16 protein-coding genes and 1 pseudogene are annotated in these 18,396 nt (G+C 67.6%); 14 read left to right on the forward strand and 3 right to left on the reverse strand.

Annotated elements, in window-relative coordinates; all coding sequences use genetic code 11:
* Positions 1-216: 216 nt before the first annotated feature.
* A complete protein-coding gene (locus tag AB0D57_RS40170; protein WP_362085494.1) occupies positions 217-774 on the forward strand; it encodes a helix-turn-helix domain-containing protein in 558 nt (185 codons plus the stop codon).
* Complete coding sequence (locus AB0D57_RS40175) at positions 744-1,298, forward strand: transposase (RefSeq protein WP_362085497.1); 555 nt, start codon at positions 744-746, stop codon at positions 1,296-1,298. The genes AB0D57_RS40170 and AB0D57_RS40175 overlap by 31 nt, the downstream gene beginning before the upstream one ends.
* Positions 1,299-1,535: 237 nt before the next feature.
* On the opposite strand, the gene AB0D57_RS40180 is transcribed toward AB0D57_RS40175, so the two are convergent.
* Positions 1,536-1,898 carry a helix-turn-helix transcriptional regulator gene (locus AB0D57_RS40180; protein ID WP_362085500.1) on the reverse strand — a complete coding sequence of 121 codons (363 nt, stop codon included), beginning with the start codon at positions 1,896-1,898 and terminating at the stop codon, positions 1,536-1,538.
* Between the two features lie 1,326 nt (positions 1,899-3,224).
* On the opposite strand from AB0D57_RS40180, the pseudogene AB0D57_RS40185 reads away from it, so the two are divergent.
* The 12 genes and pseudogenes from AB0D57_RS40185 to AB0D57_RS40240 all read left to right on the forward strand — a co-directional run bounded on the left by AB0D57_RS40185 (position 3,225) and on the right by AB0D57_RS40240 (position 17,340).
* Positions 3,225-3,808 (forward strand): annotated as a pseudogene (locus tag AB0D57_RS40185) (transposase family protein).
* 808 nt (positions 3,809-4,616) lie between these two features.
* Positions 4,617-6,833, forward strand: coding sequence for a xanthine dehydrogenase family protein molybdopterin-binding subunit (locus AB0D57_RS40190; RefSeq protein ID WP_362085503.1), 2,217 nt, complete (start codon positions 4,617-4,619; stop codon positions 6,831-6,833).
* The gene (locus AB0D57_RS40195; protein WP_362085506.1) at positions 6,830-7,759 is read left to right on the forward strand and encodes an FAD binding domain-containing protein; all 930 of its coding nucleotides are present in this window, start codon (positions 6,830-6,832) and stop codon (positions 7,757-7,759) included. Before AB0D57_RS40190 ends, AB0D57_RS40195 begins: the two co-directional genes overlap by 4 nt.
* Positions 7,759-8,241 (forward strand): (2Fe-2S)-binding protein, encoded by a 483-nt coding sequence (locus AB0D57_RS40200; protein ID WP_362085509.1) that lies wholly within the window; start codon positions 7,759-7,761, stop codon positions 8,239-8,241. Before AB0D57_RS40195 ends, AB0D57_RS40200 begins: the two co-directional genes overlap by 1 nt.
* A gap of 75 nt (positions 8,242-8,316) precedes the next feature.
* Positions 8,317-9,324, forward strand: coding sequence for an amidohydrolase family protein (locus tag AB0D57_RS40205; RefSeq protein WP_362085512.1), 1,008 nt, complete (start codon positions 8,317-8,319; stop codon positions 9,322-9,324).
* A gap of 21 nt (positions 9,325-9,345) precedes the next feature.
* Positions 9,346-10,476, forward strand: a complete 1,131-nt coding sequence (locus tag AB0D57_RS40210; protein ID WP_362085515.1) for an XdhC/CoxI family protein — start codon at positions 9,346-9,348, stop codon at positions 10,474-10,476.
* A gap of 59 nt (positions 10,477-10,535) precedes the next feature.
* Entirely contained in the window at positions 10,536-11,702 is a 1,167-nt protein-coding gene (locus tag AB0D57_RS40215) for an FAD-dependent monooxygenase (protein WP_362085518.1), read from the forward strand.
* Positions 11,703-11,933: 231 nt separating this feature from the next.
* Complete coding sequence (locus AB0D57_RS40220) at positions 11,934-12,260, forward strand: DUF485 domain-containing protein (RefSeq protein ID WP_362085521.1); 327 nt, start codon at positions 11,934-11,936, stop codon at positions 12,258-12,260.
* 75 nt (positions 12,261-12,335) lie between these two features.
* A complete protein-coding gene (locus AB0D57_RS40225) occupies positions 12,336-12,641 on the forward strand; it encodes a transposase (RefSeq protein WP_362085524.1) in 306 nt (101 codons plus the stop codon).
* Between the two features lie 23 nt (positions 12,642-12,664).
* Complete coding sequence (locus AB0D57_RS40230; RefSeq protein ID WP_362085564.1) at positions 12,665-13,555, forward strand: IS3 family transposase; 891 nt, start codon at positions 12,665-12,667, stop codon at positions 13,553-13,555.
* A 39-nt stretch (positions 13,556-13,594) separates the two neighbouring features.
* On the forward strand, positions 13,595-15,169 hold the full coding sequence (locus AB0D57_RS40235; protein ID WP_362085567.1) for a cation acetate symporter: 1,575 nt from the start codon (positions 13,595-13,597) through the stop codon (positions 15,167-15,169).
* A gap of 191 nt (positions 15,170-15,360) precedes the next feature.
* Positions 15,361-17,340 carry a GAF domain-containing protein gene (locus tag AB0D57_RS40240; RefSeq protein ID WP_362085527.1) on the forward strand — a complete coding sequence of 660 codons (1,980 nt, stop codon included), beginning with the start codon at positions 15,361-15,363 and terminating at the stop codon, positions 17,338-17,340.
* On the opposite strand, the gene AB0D57_RS40245 is transcribed toward AB0D57_RS40240, so the two are convergent.
* Both AB0D57_RS40245 and AB0D57_RS40250 read right to left on the reverse strand, forming a co-directional pair.
* The gene (locus AB0D57_RS40245; RefSeq protein WP_362085530.1) at positions 17,279-17,554 is read right to left on the reverse strand and encodes an N-acetyltransferase; all 276 of its coding nucleotides are present in this window, start codon (positions 17,552-17,554) and stop codon (positions 17,279-17,281) included. The two genes, AB0D57_RS40240 and AB0D57_RS40245, sit on opposite strands and share 62 nt — an antisense overlap.
* A gap of 48 nt (positions 17,555-17,602) precedes the next feature.
* Positions 17,603-18,211, reverse strand: coding sequence for a pirin-like C-terminal cupin domain-containing protein (locus AB0D57_RS40250; protein ID WP_362085533.1), 609 nt, complete (start codon positions 18,209-18,211; stop codon positions 17,603-17,605).
* Between the last annotated feature and the right edge of the window lie 185 nt (positions 18,212-18,396).

An 18,396-nucleotide genomic window follows, 5' to 3' on the forward strand; every position in this document is an offset into this window, starting at 1 on the left:
CCCGCAGTTCTGCCATCTGTTCAGAGGAGAGATCCATACCAGACTCAACGATGACGGAAGCCTAAGGTTCCATGAACAGGATCACGAGACACTAGTGCTGGATTCCGCTTTCGGTGGGTATAGCTGCTGGTAGCGGGGCAGTTGCGGGTGCTCGGGGGCGGGTGCTGGGTAGTGGTACTGAGGGCACGGCCGGGCCGTGATGAGGGCGAGCAAGCGGTGGTCCACCGCCTGGCGTCGGCCAGAAAGGCGCCGAAGGTTGTGGTGGAGCGCTGCCGGATGGTGGAGCTGAGCTGGGGCGGGTGGCTGGTCCCGCAGATAGCCGACGAGCTGAGGTGCGGTCAGAAGACGGTGCGCCGCTGGCTGCACCGCTTCAACCGCTGCGGGCTGGAGGGACTGGAGGATCTGGGCGGGCAGGGACGCAGGCGAAGGATCACCGAGGCCGAGCGCTCGAGGATCGTCGGCCTGGTCAAGCTGACGCCGCCGGGTCGGCTGGAGGTGCAGCCGTCGAACGAGATGTGGGCCGCGGACGAGTCAGGGCCCTCGGAGTGGACTTTGGACGCGCTGGCCGCCGCGGCCCGGGACCTGGGCATTGAGGTCAGCCGCTCCCAGGTGCGCCGAATCCTGCTGGCCGAGGGGGTGCGCTGGCGGCGCACGCGCTCGTGGACCCGCTCGAAGGATCCGGACTTCGAGGGAAAAGGACGCGGATCGTCGAGCTCTACACCAGCCCGCCCGACGGCGCGACGGTGGTCTGCGCCGACGAACTCGGCCCGGTGATCCCACGCACCTTCCCGCCGGCACCGGGCTGGTCGCCGGACGGACACCGCATCAAAAACGAGCTCGACTACTCCCGCGGACCGGAGAAAACCTGGGCCTACGGCGCCTTACGCGTCCGGGACGGCCACGAGGTCACGATGACGGCCACCTCCCGTAACAGTGCCTTCTACCAGCAGTTCCTCCAGTTGGTAGAGGACGCCAACCCCGTCGGGGACATCTACGTGATCACCGACAATCTGTCCTCCCACAACAGCGTGTCCACCCGGACCTGGCTCGAGGAACATCCCCGCATCAGGCACGTGTTCATACCGGTCGGTGCCTGCTGGCTCAACCTTCAAGAGGGCTGGTGGCGCATCTTCCGCAAAACTGCCCTGGCCGGACGCTCCTTCGGCGATCGCGACCACATCACCCACGCCACCCGCGTCGCCACCGACCAGCTCAACACCCGCGCCAGACCCTGGATCTGGGGCAAGCCCGCACCACCCACCCGAACCCTCAGACGCCGCTACACGTACACCGTTTGAGGAACCCCGCACTAGAAGGTCCCACCAGGCGACCGCCTCCCGCGCGCCAGCAAGGTTCCTAGGCCGACGCAGCACGCGCGGGGGGCGGTCTGACGACTCTGGGCCGCACCCCAACGCTACCGGGTCCTTCTCGGACGAGGGGGGTGTTCGGCCTGCCTTTTCCCCCGATCGGGAGGTCGACCCCTATGCGACGGACACATCATCGGACTTTTCCAGACCGTTCGGCCTGGCCGTCAACTATCCCTCGTAGCTGCGTCGATGCAAGGGAATGGGCTGGTGGCGGGCACCGTCATCGTCCATCGGCCATTCGGTGTGACGCGGCCAGAGCATCTCGTCGAGCGAGGCCTCAAGACTCGCGAGCGTAAACATGTCGGGCCATACGGTTCCGGCGAGGATGTTGGAGATGACCTGCCGGTTGACGCCGGAGGCGTCGGCCAATGCGTTGGCCGAGAAGCCGCGTCGCTCCATCGCCTCTGCCAGGGCCCGGGCAACGGCCTGCCCCACCTGCGCCTGCCGGACGCTGTCCATCACCGAGTACGGCCAGTCGCCGGACACGGCGTAGTCGCGCGGCTTCTTCCCACGTCTCGTTCCTCCGGGCATGCGACCAGTGTGACGGACGGGATGCCGACTTGCGCACCTCGCCCAACCACGGGTTGCTATCAGAGTAGCAAGTCGATCTGACGGCTGGTCACGCCTCTGCCCTGGTCTGCCTGAAAGGAATGGTGTCAACAGTGTCGATTCGACAGACAGGAACGCCGCCGGTCACCGGCCGCGCCAGGCTGGGGCCCGAGGAGCGGCTGATGCCGTCGCCCAAACTGCGTGCGGATCAGCATCTGCTGGTCATCGCAGCCGCCTGCTCGGCCATCGACCCGGTGGGAGCGACGGAACTGGCAACCGCGACAGGGATCGCCGCCAAGAACTGCGGGCTGGTCCCGGTGTTCGCGATGAACAGCGGTCTGCTCACCAAGGGGCACAGGCGGGCAACGTATCTACCCAGCGACAAGGGCCGGTACGTCGCCCGGGCCTTCGCGCGCGGCGAGGCCGAGGGGCTTGAGGCACTGCGGGCCAAGTGGAAGGGGCAGTGGTTCGCGCGGACTGTCAGGGAGCGCTGCCGCTACGGTCCCGTCTCCCGTGAAGGGCTGGTGGCCAAGCTCATGGTGGCCGCTCGCGCCGGCCAGGAGCGCATCAAGCAGGCGCACATCCTGCTCGACCTGATGGTCGCGGTCGGCCTGGTCACGGTGGAGGAGTCCGGCGAGCTGCACTGGTTCGAGGGAGCCTGCAACTCGGACGCCACGCCCGCAAACCCCCAGAACACCGATGCTCGGTCCGAGGGAGCAGCACCGGTCGGCAGATACGAAGAGCCCGGCACGGACGAAGAGTCGTCAGCACCGGAGCGTGGCGGGCCCAGCGACTTTGGGCAGCCGGACAGCCCGGAGCCGGGCGATCCCGAACAGCCCCAGGCCGGGGTGCCGCGTCCTCGCGCCGAGGCGCCCGGCGGCCAGACGCCCGCGGGAACGGACCCTGAACAGGATCTTCTGGTCGAGCCACAGCCTAAACAGTTGCGTAAGCGGCCAATAATGCATGACGGGGGGGCTACTTGTGGGGCGGTGGTGTGGTGTGGTTGCTCGCAGAGGGAGGCCCCTCCGCGACGACTGTCGTCGACGCCGACCCCGATTTTTGGGCTGGTCGTCGTCGACGTGCTGCACGACGCCGAGCCGGAAGTGCGAGCCGTCGTCGTCCGACTCGTCCACAGGCGGCAGCGACATGGGCACCTCCCACCAGGGCCCGAAACAGATCTGGTCGGCGTGCGCCAGGTTGGTGTCGTGGAAGCCCTCGCAGCAGCGGAGGTGCGGCTTCTCCGCAGGCGGGCCCGGCCTTGGGCCAAGGCCCGGTCAGGTCTTCCCCCGCTTTGTCTACCCGTCATCGATCGATCTGTCCAGCCGCGCGCTGGGGCACCTGGCCAGGCAACTGGCTGCTCGTCAGCGGGAGATCGGCGCGCGATGGCGGCGTCTGCCCGTCAGCCGTCAGCCGTCAGTCTCTGCTTGCCCTGGCTCATCTGCGGTGCGGTGACACTTACGCCCAGCTCGCTGCCGGGTTCGGTATCGGCATCGCGACCGCCTACCGCTACATACGCGAGGCCATCGAGGTGCTGGCCGCCCTGGCGCCGACCCTGGCTGTGGGCATCCCCTGCCCCGCCCGGAGCGACCCACGATCTGACCGCCGCCCGCAGCCACGGAATCATCGATGCCCTCGCCGCCGTTGGGCTGAAATGCTGGGCGGACAAGGCATACCAAGGTGCCGGCCGCCTCGTCCGCGTGCCCTTCCGGGGCCGCCGGCTCAAGCGATGGAAGCGACGGCACAACAGCAGCCACGCCAAGATCCGGTGCGTCGGCGAGCAGGCCATGGCAGTCCTGAAGGGCTGGCGCCTGCTCAGGAAGCTCCGCTGCAGCGCGAACCGGATCACCGACATCGTGAAGGCCATCGTCGTCCTTCGCCACGCCTCAGCGTGAGGTTGGAAAGGGCTCAGTGGACACGGACGGGATCCTTCCCGGGAGGAGAAACCGGATGGTCGTCGCGGATGGGACCGCTTCGCGGTGAGCGAGCAGTTTGTGAGCGAGCGGTTTTCGGTGCTCTTACGAGTGACGAACCCGTGAGCTCCGTCTGTGCTTCCGCAGCTACGGCGATGACCTGTGACAACGGTCATCTCTGCCAGAGATGAAGGGGTAGATAAAAGGCAGGGAACTCACAGCAGACGTCCTGCGTTTCCACATTCCGCGAGCCGTCAAAGCCCTCCGGCGCACGATGGCGGGCATTGCCGCCAGGTATGCATCGAACCAACATGAATACCGGCGGGTAAAGGATGTGATCCGGGCCCCGGGATATTTACGGAAGACGCACTCCAGACGCCCGAAGTGAGGATCACAGGCACGATCCGCCGCCCGTGCACCACAGTGCACAAGGTCTGTTTCCGCAGCGCACAGCCTCTGTGCCGCTCTGCGTGCGCGCCTTCGGGCGGCTATATTGATTCCGCCAGTCAAGGTGCGAGTCGCGATGGCGTGGCGCTCGCACATGTCCCAGGTCGTCAAGGAGATCGACCGGGGACGAGCTTCGGTTCTTACTCGATCTGACGCATCCCTATGCGTATGGCGAACACGTGGTAGATCCCGCAACAACGCGCAATGCGCAGAGGTGTAGTCGTGGAGCAGCAGAGGTGTAGTCGTGGAGCAATGGACAAGGCGCGAGGACAAACGGCTGCTCACCGGCCGAGGCCGCTACGTCGCCGATATCGAAGTGCCGGATTGCTTGGACGCTGTGTTCGTGAGAAGCAAAGTCGCCCACGGCATGCTGCGTGAGCTGGATTGCGCCGCCGCGCGGGAGGTACCCGGCGTGGTGGGGGTCTGGTCTGCAGCGGACCTCGCGGAGATGCCCCCGTGCGTGCAGGCGGCCGCCCACCTGCAAGACCTGCCTCCGGTGCCATACACGTTGCTTGCGAAGCTGTCCACGGAGGAGGCCGTGGCGGGCCGAGAGTGGCCGGCGCTCGTGAAAGAGCGGGTTCGGTACCCGGGCGAGGCACTGGCAGTGGTCTTGGGCGAGGACCGCTACCGGGCCGAGGACGGGGCTGCCGAGGTCACCTTCCGGATCGATCCGCTGCCTGCGGTGGTGACGACGTCCGCCGCATCGGACGACTCTGTTCGTCTTTTCGACGGCCTGAGCAACATCGCTCTGCAGGGGGAAACTGGCGAGCCGATCGAGGACTCCGTCTGGCAGGAGGCGGCGGCCGTGGTGGAGGGCCGGTACCGCCAGCAGCTACTGATGCCCAGTCCCATGGAGTGCAGGACGATTCTCGCCGTGCCCGAGGGAGACCGGCTGACGGTCTGGGTGGGGCACCAGATGCCCCATCGGCTGCGCCGGGAACTGGCCGCACTGCTCGGTTGGTCGGTCGACCGGGTGCGCGTGGTGGTGCCGGACACCGGGGGCGCCTTCGGGTCGAAGAGCGCGGCGTTCCCGGAGTTCGTCGTGGTCGCTTATTTGGCGGTCAAGCTCGGACGGCCCGTCCGATGGATCGAGGACCGTCTGGAGTCCATGTTGGTCGCGACCCGTGGCCGGGGGCAGGACCAGCAGGTCCGGCTCGCCGCCGACGCCGAAGGACGGCTGCTCGCCTACGAGTTGAAGATCGATGCCGACGTCGGTGCCTATCCGCACCTCGGGGTCGGGCTGCCGATGCAGACGGCCTGGATGGCGACGGGTCCGTACACCACTCCCCGGGTCCACGCGACCCTCCGGTCGGTGCTCACCAACACGATGCTCACGTACCCCTATCGGGGCGCCGGCCGGCCCGAAGCGGCGATCGCGCTCGAACGGTCGATGGACGTACTGGCCCGCCGACTGGGCATGGACCCGGCCGAACTCCGGCGACGCAACTTCATCCCGCCCGAGGCCTTCCCGTACGACACACCCACCGGCCGGCGCTACGACAGCGGGAACTACGCCGCCGCCCTCGACCTGGCCCTTGAGACGCTCGACTACGACAGGTGGCGTGCCGAACAGGCCCGGCGCCGCAGCGACCCGGACGCCCTGCCGCTGGGGATCGGCCTGTCCTGTTACGTGGAACGCTCCGGAGGTGAACCGGGCGGACTGCACGAGTTCGGCAGCATCGAGGTACACGAAGACGGCACCGTCACTGCCCGGTGTGGCGCGGCCCCCAGCGGCCAGGGCCACGAGACGGTCTTCCCCGCATTGGTCGCCAAGACCCTCGGCGTGGACGAGGAGCGGGTGCGGCTCGTGGAGGGAGACACGGACGAACAGCCCGAGGGGCTGGGCTCCTTCGCAAGCCGTTCGGCACAGGTGGTGGGGGCGCTGTTGCAGCACGCCTCGACCCTCCTCATCGAGGAGGCCCGGGGGCGGGCGGCGACGCTGTGGGAGATGCCGGTGGACGAGGTGGCCTGGTCCGACGGCGCGGTGCATGCCGCCCACGACGGCTCGGCGGCCATGGACCTGGGTGAACTGGTGAAGGCCACCGGCCCGCTGCGGGTGGACGACCGGTTCGAGTCGGGCATGGCATTCCCGTTCGGTGCCCACGCCGCTGTTACCGAGGTCGATCCGGAACTGGGCACCGTGAACGTACTGCAGGTGGTGGCGGTGGACGACTGCGGAGTGGTGCTCAACCCCATGGTGGTGCACGGGCAGGCCTTCGGGTCGGCCCTGCAGGGCATTGGCCAGGCGCTGTACGAAGGCTTCACGTACGACGAACACGGCGTGCCCGCGCTGGCCGACGGCCTGCTGGACTATCTGCTGCCGACGTACACCGAGGTCCCGCCCATCGAGGTCAAAGACACCTGCACACCCAGTCCCAGCACGCCACTGGGTGCGAAAGGGGCGGGAGAGTCGGGCTGTATCGGGACTCCGGCCGCGATCGTCAACGCCGTGGCCGACGCGCTGCACATCGCCGACCCCGACCTACTGCAGATGCCGCTCACCCCGGACGTGGTGTGGCGAGCGGCCCACGCCCCGAAATTCGAGGAGGAGGTCCGGTGAAGCCCGCTGCCTTCGACTACGTCGTGCCGCGCACGGTGCAGGAGGCCGTTGACGCACTCGGCGACACCGGGCGGAAGGCCCAGGTGCTCGCCGGCGGACAGAGCCTCATCCTGGAGATGCACCTTCAGCGCATCCGCCCAGATCTGGTGGTCGACATCAATCGCATCGCCGAGCTCGACCACATGAGCGTGGACGACAGCACGCTGCGCGTCGGCGCCCTGATCCGCCACCGGGTCTTCGAGTCGGCAGAGGCTGTTCCGGGCCCGCTCGGCACGCTGCTCTCCCGCGCCGTCGTCAACATCGCCCATCCGCCCATCCGCTCCCGCGGAACCATGGCGGGCAGCTTCGGCTGGGCACACCCCGCCTCGGAGTGGTGTGCCATCGGCGTCGCCCTTGATGCCGTCGTCGAACTGCGGGGCCCCGAGGGGGTGCGCGAGGTCGCGGCCGGTGACTACTTCCACGGTCCGTACCAGACCGCGCGCCGACCGCAGGAACTCATCACCTCTGTGCGCCTCCCGTTGCTCGGCGACGACACCGGGGTCGGTTTCATCGAACACCGGCGCACGCACTTCTGCTTCGCCCAGGTGGCCGTCGCGGCGACGTTGACCGTGCGGGACGGGGTGATCAGCGAGGCGAGGATCGGACTGGTCAACTCAGCCGACAGGCCCGTGCGGGCACGCGCCGCCGAGCAAACCCTGATCGGCGCCGAGGTCGGCTCACCCCCGACGGGGTACCGGCTTCCCGACAACCACCCGTTCGCTCGGGCCGGCCGGATCGCCGCGGATCAGGACGCCGCGCCTTTGGCCGAGCCGTTCGCCGATGTCGAGTACAAGCGCCAAGCCATCGCGGTCCTGGTCGGCAGAACGCTGAGCGAAGCGGCCGCAGACCAACGATCGCGGGTGGCCGCGCTCAAGGAAGGCCACTGATGAAGATCACCCTCACCGTGAACGGCCAGGACTACCCGCTCGACGTGGAGCCACGGCGCATCCTCGCCGACGTGCTGCGGGAGGACTGCGGCCTCACCGGCACGCACCTGGGTTGCGAGCACGGGATCTGCGGGGCGTGCACTGTGCTGGTGGACGGGGAGGCCGTCCGGTCATGCCTCATGTTCGCCGTGCAGTGCGAGGGCAGTTCGGTGCGCACCGTGGAAGGGCTCTCGGGACCCGACGGCGAGCCACATCCGCTCCAGCGGGCCTTTTCCGCGGAGCATGCCCTGCAGTGCGGCTTCTGCACACCGGGTTTCCTCATGGTGGCCGCCGGGGCGCTGGAGTCCGACCCCACCATCGGTGACGATCCGGAGCGCGTCGAAGGTCTGGTCGGCTCGAACATCTGCCGGTGCACCGGCTACGAACCCATCCGACGCGCGATCACTCGTGCTGCCAAGGAGCAGCAGCGAACCACAACCTGACAACTCCGCGTGCCGCGGGAGACCGCGGCACGTGTGATCAGCCGTCCCCCGTGGAGGACGGTCGAGGAGATGAAGATGGCTGTAACCGGTGACATTCGTGCGGGGATCATCGATGTCCACGCGCACTGGCTGCCGCGCGAACTGCTCGCTCTGCCGCCGGGGAATCCGCTCGGAGGGATGAATGACCGCGACGGTGAACTCTTCCTCGGAGACATCCGGTTGACGTTCCCGACCGCGGCGATGACCGACATTGAAACCATCGTCGCCGACACCGTGAAGGCCGGCGTCGGTACCCGCGTCATCTCGGCACCACCCTTCGCCTTCCCCGTCCACGCGCCCGCCGAGGCGGACGATTACATCGCCTCCTACAACGAACAGCTCGCCCAGGCCGTGGCCACCACCGACGGAACACTCGTCGGACTCGGACTTGTGCGCCTGGACGACGTGGATGCCGCCCGGCGGGAGCTGACGCGACTGGCGAAGACGGAGGGTGTCGCCGGCGTCGCCGTCCCGCCTCTCGTGCAGGGCCGGTCCTACGGCGACGGCGTCATGCGCGAGGTGCTCGCTGTCGCCGCGGAGCTCGGTCTCGCCGTGCTGGTCCACCCCATGCAGTTGCCGCGGCCCGAGTGGGAGCACCACTATCTGGTCAACCTGATCGGCAACCCGGTGGAGACCACGACCGCCGTGGCGTCGGTGCTCCTGGACGGCGTCATGGAGGAACTGCCGAACCTGCGGATCTGCTTCGTCCACGGCGGAGGCTGCTCGCCGTCCCTGATCGGGCGGTGGGGACACGGGTGGCGATCACGCGACGATGTGCGTCAGGGAAGCAGCCGCCCGCCGGCCGAATCGTTCACTCAGCTCTACTTCGACACGATCACCCATGACCCCGAGGTACTGAGACTGCTCCGCTTTCACGCCTCGCCGGACCGGATCCTGTGCGGAAGCGACTACCCCTTCGAGATGGCCCAGCCGGACCCTGTTGGCTTCCTCCTGGACAACGGAATCGACGCCGCGGCGCTCGAAACGAACGGCCGCGTGTTCCTGGGCATGACGCCCACCGCTGAGCCAACTGCCCGTACCTGACAGCCCATCGGGAGAACTTGCATGCGACAACTGGCCTCACGTCTGCTCGAGTGGCACGCGTCCGGTGTCCCCTACGCCGTCGCCAGCGTCGTGGCTGTGCGAGGCAGCGCGCCTCTGCAGCCGGGGGCGGCCCTGTGTGTGCACGCTGACGGCACGGTTGTGGGCAGTGTCTCGGGAGGCTGCGTCGAAGGAGCGGTGTACGAACTGGCGCGAGAGGCGCGGTCCTCGGGGCAGCCGCAGCTCGCAAGCTTCGGGTACTCCGACGACGACGCGTTCGCCGCCGGACTGACCTGTGGGGGAGAGATCGATGTCTTCGTGCAGGCCGTGGAGGGGGAAACGGCTCGTGTCCTTGCTGCCGGGCACCGGGCTGTGGAAGCCGAGCGGCCGGCCGTCGTGGCACGGGTGATGACCGGCGCCGACGGCCAGATCGGACGAACGATCGTATTGCTGGAAGACCGGCACCTGGGGACTACCGGACAACCGGGCCTGGATGAAGCCGTCTTGGCCGATGCCCGCATGATGCTGGGCCTGGACGACACCAGGGTGGGGGTGTACGGCACGGGCGGCTCCACTGAACCACGGGAGACCCGTGTTCTGCTCGAGTCATGGTCGCCCAGTCCTCGGCTGCTGGTTTTCGGGGCCAATGACCACGCCGCCGCTGTGGCCGAGATCGGGGCGTTTCTCGGGTACCGCGTCACGGTGTGCGACGCACGCCCGACTTTCACCACGCCGGAGCGATTCCCTTCCGCCCACGAAGTGGTGGTCGACTGGCCACACCGATACCTGGCGGCCGCGGAAACCGATCGCCGAACAGTGGTGTGCGTCATGACCCACGACCCGAAGTTCGATGTGCCCCTGCTCGTCGAGGCACTGCGCAGACCGTTTGCCTACGTGGGTGCACTCGGCTCCCGTCGAACGCAGGCGGCTCGCGTCCGAGACCTTCGTGAGGCCGGTGTGTCACCCGCCGCACTGGCCAGGTTGCGTTCGCCCGTGGGTCTCGACCTGGGCGCGTCCACGCCGCAGGAGACCGCCGTGTCCATCGCGGCCGAGCTCATCGCCGTACGGCACGGCCGCAGCGGACGAGCGCTTTCGGCGATCGACGGCCCCATTCGTTCCGAACGGCATCCCAGCGACGCTGCTCCCGTCCGCTGAGGTGACCGCCCGCCCTGTCTCCCGAACTTGGCACGATCCAGAGGGATCTGGTGTTTACCATGCGAGAGAAGACCGCGTTCAAGGCACTGGTCATCGGCGGATCCGTCGGCGGCTTGGCGGCCGCACACGAACTGCGGTCCATCGGCGCGGAGGTCGCCGTGTACGAGCGTTCTGCCGGCAGGACACAGCCCCGTGGCGCCGGAATCGTCATGCAGCCGGAGGTCGAGGCGCTGTTGACCCGTCTGGGAGTAACGGCGCGATCGGTGAGCGTGGAACTGTACGAACGCCAGCAACTACATATCCATGGCAAAGCCACACGTTACGCCGCCCCGCAATTGATGACCGCATGGGACACTCTCTACCGCGCGCTACGGGAGCCACTCACGGACGTGTGCTACCGCCTGGACAGTTCCCTCAAGAGCGTACAAGTCGAAGGCCACGACGTCACAGCCACCTTTGGCAGCGGGTATACCGCACAAGGCAACTTCCTGGTTGGCGCCGACGGGATCGGCTCCGCCACACGCACATTGCTCGATCCTTCTGCTGAAACTACCTACGCCGGCTATGTCGCGTGGCGCGGGCTGGAACCCGAGTCCGATCTTCCCGACGATCTTCTTGAACTTCTCTCGGGCCGATTCACGTTCTTCGGAGCGAGCGGCATGCAGCTGCTGTGCTATCTGGTACCGGGGCCCAACGGCGAGCGTGAGGAAGGTTCACGACGCGTCAATTGGGTGTGGTACGTGAATACAGCCCAGCAAAATCTCCCGAGACTCCTCACCGGCAGTTCCGGAAAGAGATTCGCCAATTTTCTTCCGCCGGGCGAGTTGACGCCGGAGATCACCGCTGAGCTCTTCGCCCTGGCGGCCGACTCGCTCCCGCCGCAGTTCGCCGCCCTCGTACGCCTGTCCCATGTCTTCATGCAGCCAGTATTTGATCTCTCGCCCCACCGCATGGTCGCCGATCACGCGGTGTTGCTCGGCGACGCCGCGGGCACTGTCCGACCCCACACCGCGGCGGGAACCTCGAAGGCATTCGGTGACGCCGCCGGGCTTGCCTATGCCATGAACGGATGGGCACCACCTGAAGATCCGCCGGCCAGAAGCCTCGAAGACTGGGAAGCGCAACGGCTCGCGCACCTGGTCACCTTGTCGAGGATGGGGATGCAGCTGGCTTCAAGTTCTTCACTCGGCACAACCATCGGCCGCCAGTTCCTGTCCTCTACGTGAATGCGGGGCGCCGAAGGCAGGAGCGGCGCGGTGGGACGCGCGCGACCGTGCGGGGCGCAAGCGCCGGTGCCCAGGACCCCGGCCCCATGCCCCCTGTGGGGAACCACAGTCCCTGATGCTCTTGCTGTGGAACATGACATGGCGCCGGATGGGCAGGTCGCTCACCCTGAGTTGTCCAGGATCCGAGGGCAATCAGCCCGCTCCTGCACATCAGTTATCAGGAGAGCCGCCATGTCAATTCCACCGAAGCCGATCGAGTCCCCCACGGTGCTGTTCACGGAACTGGAACGGCGTCACCGCTCCTTCGTCTGGCCCGCTGTCGTTGTGTTCCTCGGCTGTTATCTCACCACCATGGTGGTGGTCGCCTATCAGCCGCGGGCGATGAGTGTCGCCGTGGTCGGCCGTCTCACCGTGGGCTACCTGTTGGTGCTGGGAAACTTTGCGCTGACCTTCCTTGTCGCGATCGCCTACCGCCGGTACGCCGAGCGCAGGCTCGACCCGCTGGCGCAGCAGGTGCGTGAGGCGCTGGCCGAACGGTCGCTGGAGGCTGCGCTGTGAGTCATTGAAGCTCCCCCTTTGACCTGGACAGCCTGATACTGGGACGGAAGGTCCCGGAGGAAGCAGTCACAGGTAGTGAGCAAGAAGAGCAATACGAGCAAGCGGTACACGGCGGAGTTCAAGCGGGATGCCGTCGCGCTGGCGTTGTCGTCGGACAAGACGGTCACCGAGGTCGCCCGGGACCTGGGGGTGAGTCCGGAGGGTCTGCGTGGCTGGGTGAAGCAGGCCAAGGTCGATCGGGGCGACGGGCCTGCCGGGGCTCTGACCAGCGCCGAGCGGGAAGAACTCGCCCAGCTGCGGCGCAAGGTCCGCGAGCTGGAAAAGACGGTCGACATCCTGGGAAAAGCGACCGCCTTCTTCGCGCAGGACAAGATGAGGTAGACACCGCCGCGCGGTGCCGCTTCATCGACGCGGAGAAGGCATCGGACGGCCATCTTGCAGGTCACAGCGTGGCGCTGCTGTGCCGTGCACTGGGAGTGCCGCGCTCTACCTACTACGCGCACCAGGCGGCCGCGTCGGCGCGGCGGGCCGCACGGCGCGAGGAGGAGCGCCTCGTGGACGAGATCCGAGTGCTCCACGCCGGATCGCGCGGCGCCTACGGAGCCCCGCGGATTCACGCCGCCCTGCGGCGGGCCGGGCGGGCGGTGAACCCGAAGAAGGTCGAGCGGCTGATGCGCAAGCACCGGATCGTCGGGATCACCCGCCGTCGGCGTCGGGGCCTGACCCGGCAGGCGAAGCGGGCGGTGTTCGCCGCCGACCTGATCGGCCGGGACTTCACCGCACCCCGCCCCGGGATGCGGCTGGTTGGTGACATGACCGAACTCGTCACCCTGGAAGGGAAGTTGTATCTGGCGACCTGCATCGATCTCGCGACGCGGGAGGTGATCGGCTGGGCGATGGCCGGCCACCACCGCGCCGAGCTGCCGGTCGCCGCCCTGCGGATGGCGGCCGGACGCGGTGGCCTGGAGGACGACTGCATCATGCACACCGACCGCGGCAGCGAATACACAAGTGACGAATTCCGAGCCGAGATACGTCAGTTGCGCATGAGGCAGTCGATGGGACGTGTCGGCTCTTGTTACGATAATGCTGCTGCGGAAAGCTGGTTCGCCGTCCTCAAAGCGGAGATCGGTACCACCGTCTGGGAGACCCGCGAGGCTGCCCGGGCCGACGTCTTCCGCTACATCGAGATCGAGTACAACCGCAGCCGACTCCGCAGGCATCCCGAGTACGGGTACGTCACCCCGCTCGAAACGAGAACCTTGCTCAGGCAGGACCTCACCCCCGCAGCGTAAACACCCGCTGTCCAGGCCCCGGGGGGAACTTCACATCGCATCCTGTCCATCGCTCTGTTCGCGGCGTTTGTCGTCGCGACGATCGTCATCAGTTACGTGGCGGGGCGGCGCACCCGTTCCGCTTCCGACTTCTACGCAGCCGGCCAGCGGATCCGCGGCTGGCAGAACGGTATCGCCGTGGCAGGCGACTACCTGTCCGGAGCGACCTTGCTCGGGGTGACGGGTCTGATCGCGCTGTACGGGTTCGACGGGGCCGTGTACCTGGTTGGCTTCCTGGTGGCGTTCCTGGTCGTGCTGGTGCTCGTCGCCGAGCTGCTGCGCAACACCGGCACGTACACGATGGCCGATGCCCTGGCGTTCCGACTGCGCCAGCGGCCTGTGCGTGCCGCGGCCGCGGCGTCCACCATGGTCATCAACATCTTCTACTTGACGTCGCAGATGGTCGGCGCCGGCGCACTGATAGGCCTGCTGCTGGGCCTGCACGGCACCCTGGCCGGGGGCGTCGCCATCGGCTGTGTCGGCGCGTTGATGATTCTCTATGTCACGATCGGCGGCATGATCGGCACCACATGGGTCCAGGTCATCAAGGCGGTGCTGCTGCTCGTCGCCACCGCCCTGCTGACCGTGCTGGTGCTGGCACGCTTCGACTTCTCCGTCGGCCACCTGCTGGAGAGCGCCGCTCAGGCATCTGGCGACGCGCACAGGTATCTGAGCTCCGGTGCGTACTTCACCAACCGGCTCGACCTCGTGTCGCTGAGCATGGCCCTAGTGCTCGGCACAGCGGGTCTCCCGCACGTGCTGATGCGCTTCTTCACGGTCCCCGACGCCCGATCCGCGCGCGCGAGTTCCAACTGGACGATCGGCATCGTGGGCGTCTTCTACCTGGGGCTGATCGTCCTCGGGCTCGGCGCTGCGGCGTTGGTGGGACCGGCAATGATCAAGGGAGCGGACAAGTCGGGCAACATGGCCACACCGCTGCTGGCGCAGTACCTCGGTGGCGGAGCGGGCAGTATGGGCGGCACGTTGCTGATGGCGATCATCGCGGCGGTCGCGTTTGCGACGATCCTGGCCGTGGTCGCGGGTCTCACGCTCACCGCATCGGCATCCTTCGCGCATGACTTCTACGCCGGTGTACTGCGTCGGGGGGCCTCGAACGAACAGAGCGAGGTCAAAGTCGCCCGGATGACGGCCCTCGTGCTCGGCGTGATCTCCGTGGCGCTGGCGATCGGCATGCAGAAGGTCAACCTGGCGTTCCTGGTGGGCGTGGTGTTCGCGCTGGCGGCGAGTGCCAATTTCCCGGTCCTTCTGCTGTCCTTGTACTGGAAGCGCTTCAACACCGCCGGAGCCGTCACCGGCATCCTGGTGGGGCTGGTGTCCTGTGTCGGTCTGGTCGCCCTCAGCCCCACCGTGATCGGCCCGCACGGCCTGTTCCTGCACCAGGTGACGCCTCCCTTCCCCTTGGCGAACCCGGGCCTCGTGTCCATCCCGCTGGCATTCCTGTCGGCGATCGTCGCCACACTGTGCACCGCGCGCGAAGAGCAGCAGCCCGGTTTCGCGGATCTGCGGCTGCGGGCCCTCACGGGATTCGGAGCCGCCGAGAGCGGCCGGCCGTAGGCTCTGCCATCGGCGAACCGGCGTGCACGTGCTGACGTATCGCGGTGATCTTCGCGGGCAGACAGCCCGTGGAGATCACCGCTCCGGAGAAGTTCTCCGTCCGCTCGCCGCCGGCAGCCGGCGCCCTTGCTCCGTAGATGCCAAAATTCACAGCTCTTGAGGATTCAACTGTGAGATGCCACAGTCACCTCGTGGACAACAGCACTGCCGATCACCACGCCGAACTCAGGACCTGGCTCGGTGGTATCGCAGAACTGGCCGAGGCGGTGAACAGCACCGGAAGCGTGCACTCCTTGCTCGATCTCGTGGCCCGGACGGCGTGCCGACTGATGGGGTACGACTTCTGCGCTGTGCTGCTGCTGGACTCCCCGCACAAGGTCCTCGCCATCGAGGGAGCTTGCGGACTCTCCGCCACCTACATCGCGGGCGTGAACGCCCAACACCCCGTACGCATCGGATCGGGGGAGCCCGGAGAGGCCCCGTCCAGTCGAGCGTTCCGAACGGGCCGCGCAGTCGCGCTCAGCGACATCACCGCCGAGACCGACTACGCATGGGGCGGGGTGGCCGGTGAACAGGGGTATCGCTCGATCATCGCCGTACCTCTGATGACCACGGGCTCCTGTGTCGGTACCCTGACCTGCTACCGAGCCGACGTCCACGAGTTCTCCGACGACGAGCAGGAACTGGTCACCACCCTGGCGAATCAGGCCGCCATCGCGATTGAGACGGCCCGCCTGAGGGACAAGGAACGGCAGACAATCGGCGAACTGCAACAACTGAACGAATCGCTGCGCGAGCAGCATGCGCTGCTGCAGCGCACGGGCGACATCCACCGGCAGCTGACCGAGGTGGCCCTCCGTGGCGAGGGCGTCCATGGAGTCGCGCACGCGCTTGCGACGCTGCTCGAGCGGTCCGTGCTGTTCGAGGACGCCTACGGGAATGCACTGACTGAGGCGAGGGCCGACGGTGCGGTGCCGGGCGAGTTCGACGACCTTGCGGCAGTGCGCCAGTCGATCGCGGAAGGCTCTGCCGCCGAGGCCGCCCAGGTACGTACGGGCCATGCCGGGACATCGTGGGTGACGTCCGCGGTGGTGCTCGACACGGATGTCGTTGCACGCATGTGGATACCAGGAGAGCTGGCCGAGCTCGGGCCGCTCGGCCACCGGGCCATCGAGCACGCGGCCGTGGTGGCCGGCCTCGAAATGCTGCGGGAGCGGACCGCCGTTGAGGTGGAATCGCGGTTGCGCGGGGAACTGCTGACCGATCTGCTCGCCCAGCAGCCGACCGCCCTGGCGACCGTTGTCGCGCGGGCCGGCCGCCTCGGCCACGACCTCCGTCGCCCGCACGCCGTGCTCCTGATCCGGACGGACAGTGACACGGTCGAACCTGGTCGTGTCCGACGGACCGACGCGCCGCGCCAGGTGCTAGCAGCCGTCCACGCCATGGCATCGCGGGAGAGCCCGCGCCCGTTGGTGGCCCGTCACGGCGACGACGTCGTCCTGCTGTGGCCCCTGGGCGGTTCGTCCGCCGACGACTCTTCCTGGCGCACGACACTGATCGGGACACAGACCGCGCCGGAGACGATGACGGCTGCTGACGCCATTCGCCGGTCCGTTGCACGCGCCACACCGATCACCGTCACTGTCGCGGTCTCACGGCCATGTACGGACCTGGCCGACTACCCGGCCGCGTTCCGTAGCACGCGAGGCGTGCTGACGATCACGCAACTACGCGGAGGTCGCGACCGCACAGTGGAAATCGGCGCGTTGGGGGTGCAGGGACTGCTCCTTCAACTCGAGGACCCCTCGGAGCTGCTTCGATTCGCAGACCGCGTACTCTCGCCGATCCTCGACTACGACCGGCGCCGCAGCACCCAACTCATGCACACCCTGCGTGTGTACCTGGCCCACGACCTCAGCGCAGCGCGAACGGCCGAAGCTCTGTTCGTGCACCCGAACACCGTGGGCCTGCGGCTGAAACGCATGGAAGAGCTGCTCGATGTGAGCCTGACGCAGCCCGACGCGCTGCTGCAGCTCACCGCTGCACTCGCAGCGGTCGACGTCGGCGGCCTGGAGCTCAGCGATGCTGAAGACCGCGCCCCAGGCCACGTCATTGCGCCGCACCTGGACGCCGCCGGGCGGGACGAACCCATCCGGCACTTGCGCCGCTGAAACGGCGGAGGCCGGTCAGTGCAGTATCGCCCTCAGCCAGTGCCGGACCTCGGGGCAGGGCTTGCTGTACGAGCACGGAGGCGAGGCCCTGGCCGGCGAAGGCGTCGTCGATTTCGGTGTGGCAGAAAACGCGCTGCTCGTCGCGGTCACGGTATTCGGTGAAGCCGGCAAGGGTGCCGTCGACCAGGATTTCGCAGCGGTGCTTGTGATCCACTCGCGCTCGACGACAGGGGTGTCGGCGGGCTGTGTCATCGCGTGCCTTTCAGGGGCGGAGCTGCGGGGTTTTTGCGCGGGGCGATGGTGGCGTTCGGCAGGGCGGGGGCGGAAGGCGGTCACCGTCGTAGCCTTCGACGGTGCCGAACCGGTCGGACGCCTGTTGACACTCGTCCCGGGCCTGGACGATCTCTTCATGGCTGCGGCCGATGAAGTTCCACCACATGACGATCTGTTCCCCGAACGGTGTCCCGCCGAGCAGGACCATCCGGGCAGCAGTGTCCGTCGTGTTCGTCAGGGTCAGCGTTTCGTTGCCGGGGCCGAGGTGGCCGAGCTCGGCCGGGCGCAGCAGCGTTCCCGCCATCTCGACCTCCCCGCTGTCGACGAGAAGACCGTGCTCGAAGAAGGCACTGATCGCCAGTGCGGTCGTTGCACCCGGCTCGTAGTGCTGGTAGTCGCGGGCGGTATGCCGGTGCTGTTCAGTCAGCGCCACCCACAGCTGTACGCCGTGCAGGACGGTGGTCCGGATGGTGGAGACCTCAGAGTGGTTGATTCCGTGCCCGCTGGTCATGAGGTTCAGCTCGCCCGGGCGTACGAACGCATGGCTTGAGATGGATCCGGTGGGCGGCAGGGGCCAGCTGTCGCGGCTGTCGGACATCCATGAGGGGCCTCGCGACGCCCACGGTGCGGCTGTGCTCGCCGCGACCCTTCGGTGCCGGAGGACCTGACCCCTGCGTGTCCGGGTCCTGCAAGCGGACCCCAGGCCCGGACCAGGGACTCCCGGCTCCGCCTATCTCGCAGGGAGATAACCGTTATCCCGGATCATCGCTTCGGTGGGGGAAG

Origin of the sequence: Streptomyces sp. NPDC048275 (assembly GCF_040652275.1) — a bacterium.
Lineage (GTDB): Bacteria > Actinomycetota > Actinomycetes > Streptomycetales > Streptomycetaceae > Streptomyces.

Bases quoted from the DNA above. Each gene is read 5' to 3' on its own strand.
- AB0D57_RS40180 (WP_362085500.1), bottom strand. From the start codon at position 1,898: ATGCCCGGAGGAACGAGACGTGGGAAGAAGCCGCGCGACTACGCCGTG.
- AB0D57_RS40200 (WP_362085509.1), top strand. From the start codon at position 7,759: ATGAAGATCACCCTCACCGTGAACGGCCAGGACTACCCGCTCGACGTG.
- AB0D57_RS40205 (WP_362085512.1), top strand. From the start codon at position 8,317: ATGGCTGTAACCGGTGACATTCGTGCGGGGATCATCGATGTCCACGCG.
- AB0D57_RS40210 (WP_362085515.1), top strand. From the start codon at position 9,346: ATGCGACAACTGGCCTCACGTCTGCTCGAGTGGCACGCGTCCGGTGTC.
- AB0D57_RS40215 (WP_362085518.1), top strand. From the start codon at position 10,536: ATGCGAGAGAAGACCGCGTTCAAGGCACTGGTCATCGGCGGATCCGTC.
- AB0D57_RS40220 (WP_362085521.1), top strand. From the start codon at position 11,934: ATGTCAATTCCACCGAAGCCGATCGAGTCCCCCACGGTGCTGTTCACG.
- AB0D57_RS40250 (WP_362085533.1), bottom strand. From the start codon at position 18,211: ATGTCCGACAGCCGCGACAGCTGGCCCCTGCCGCCCACCGGATCCATC.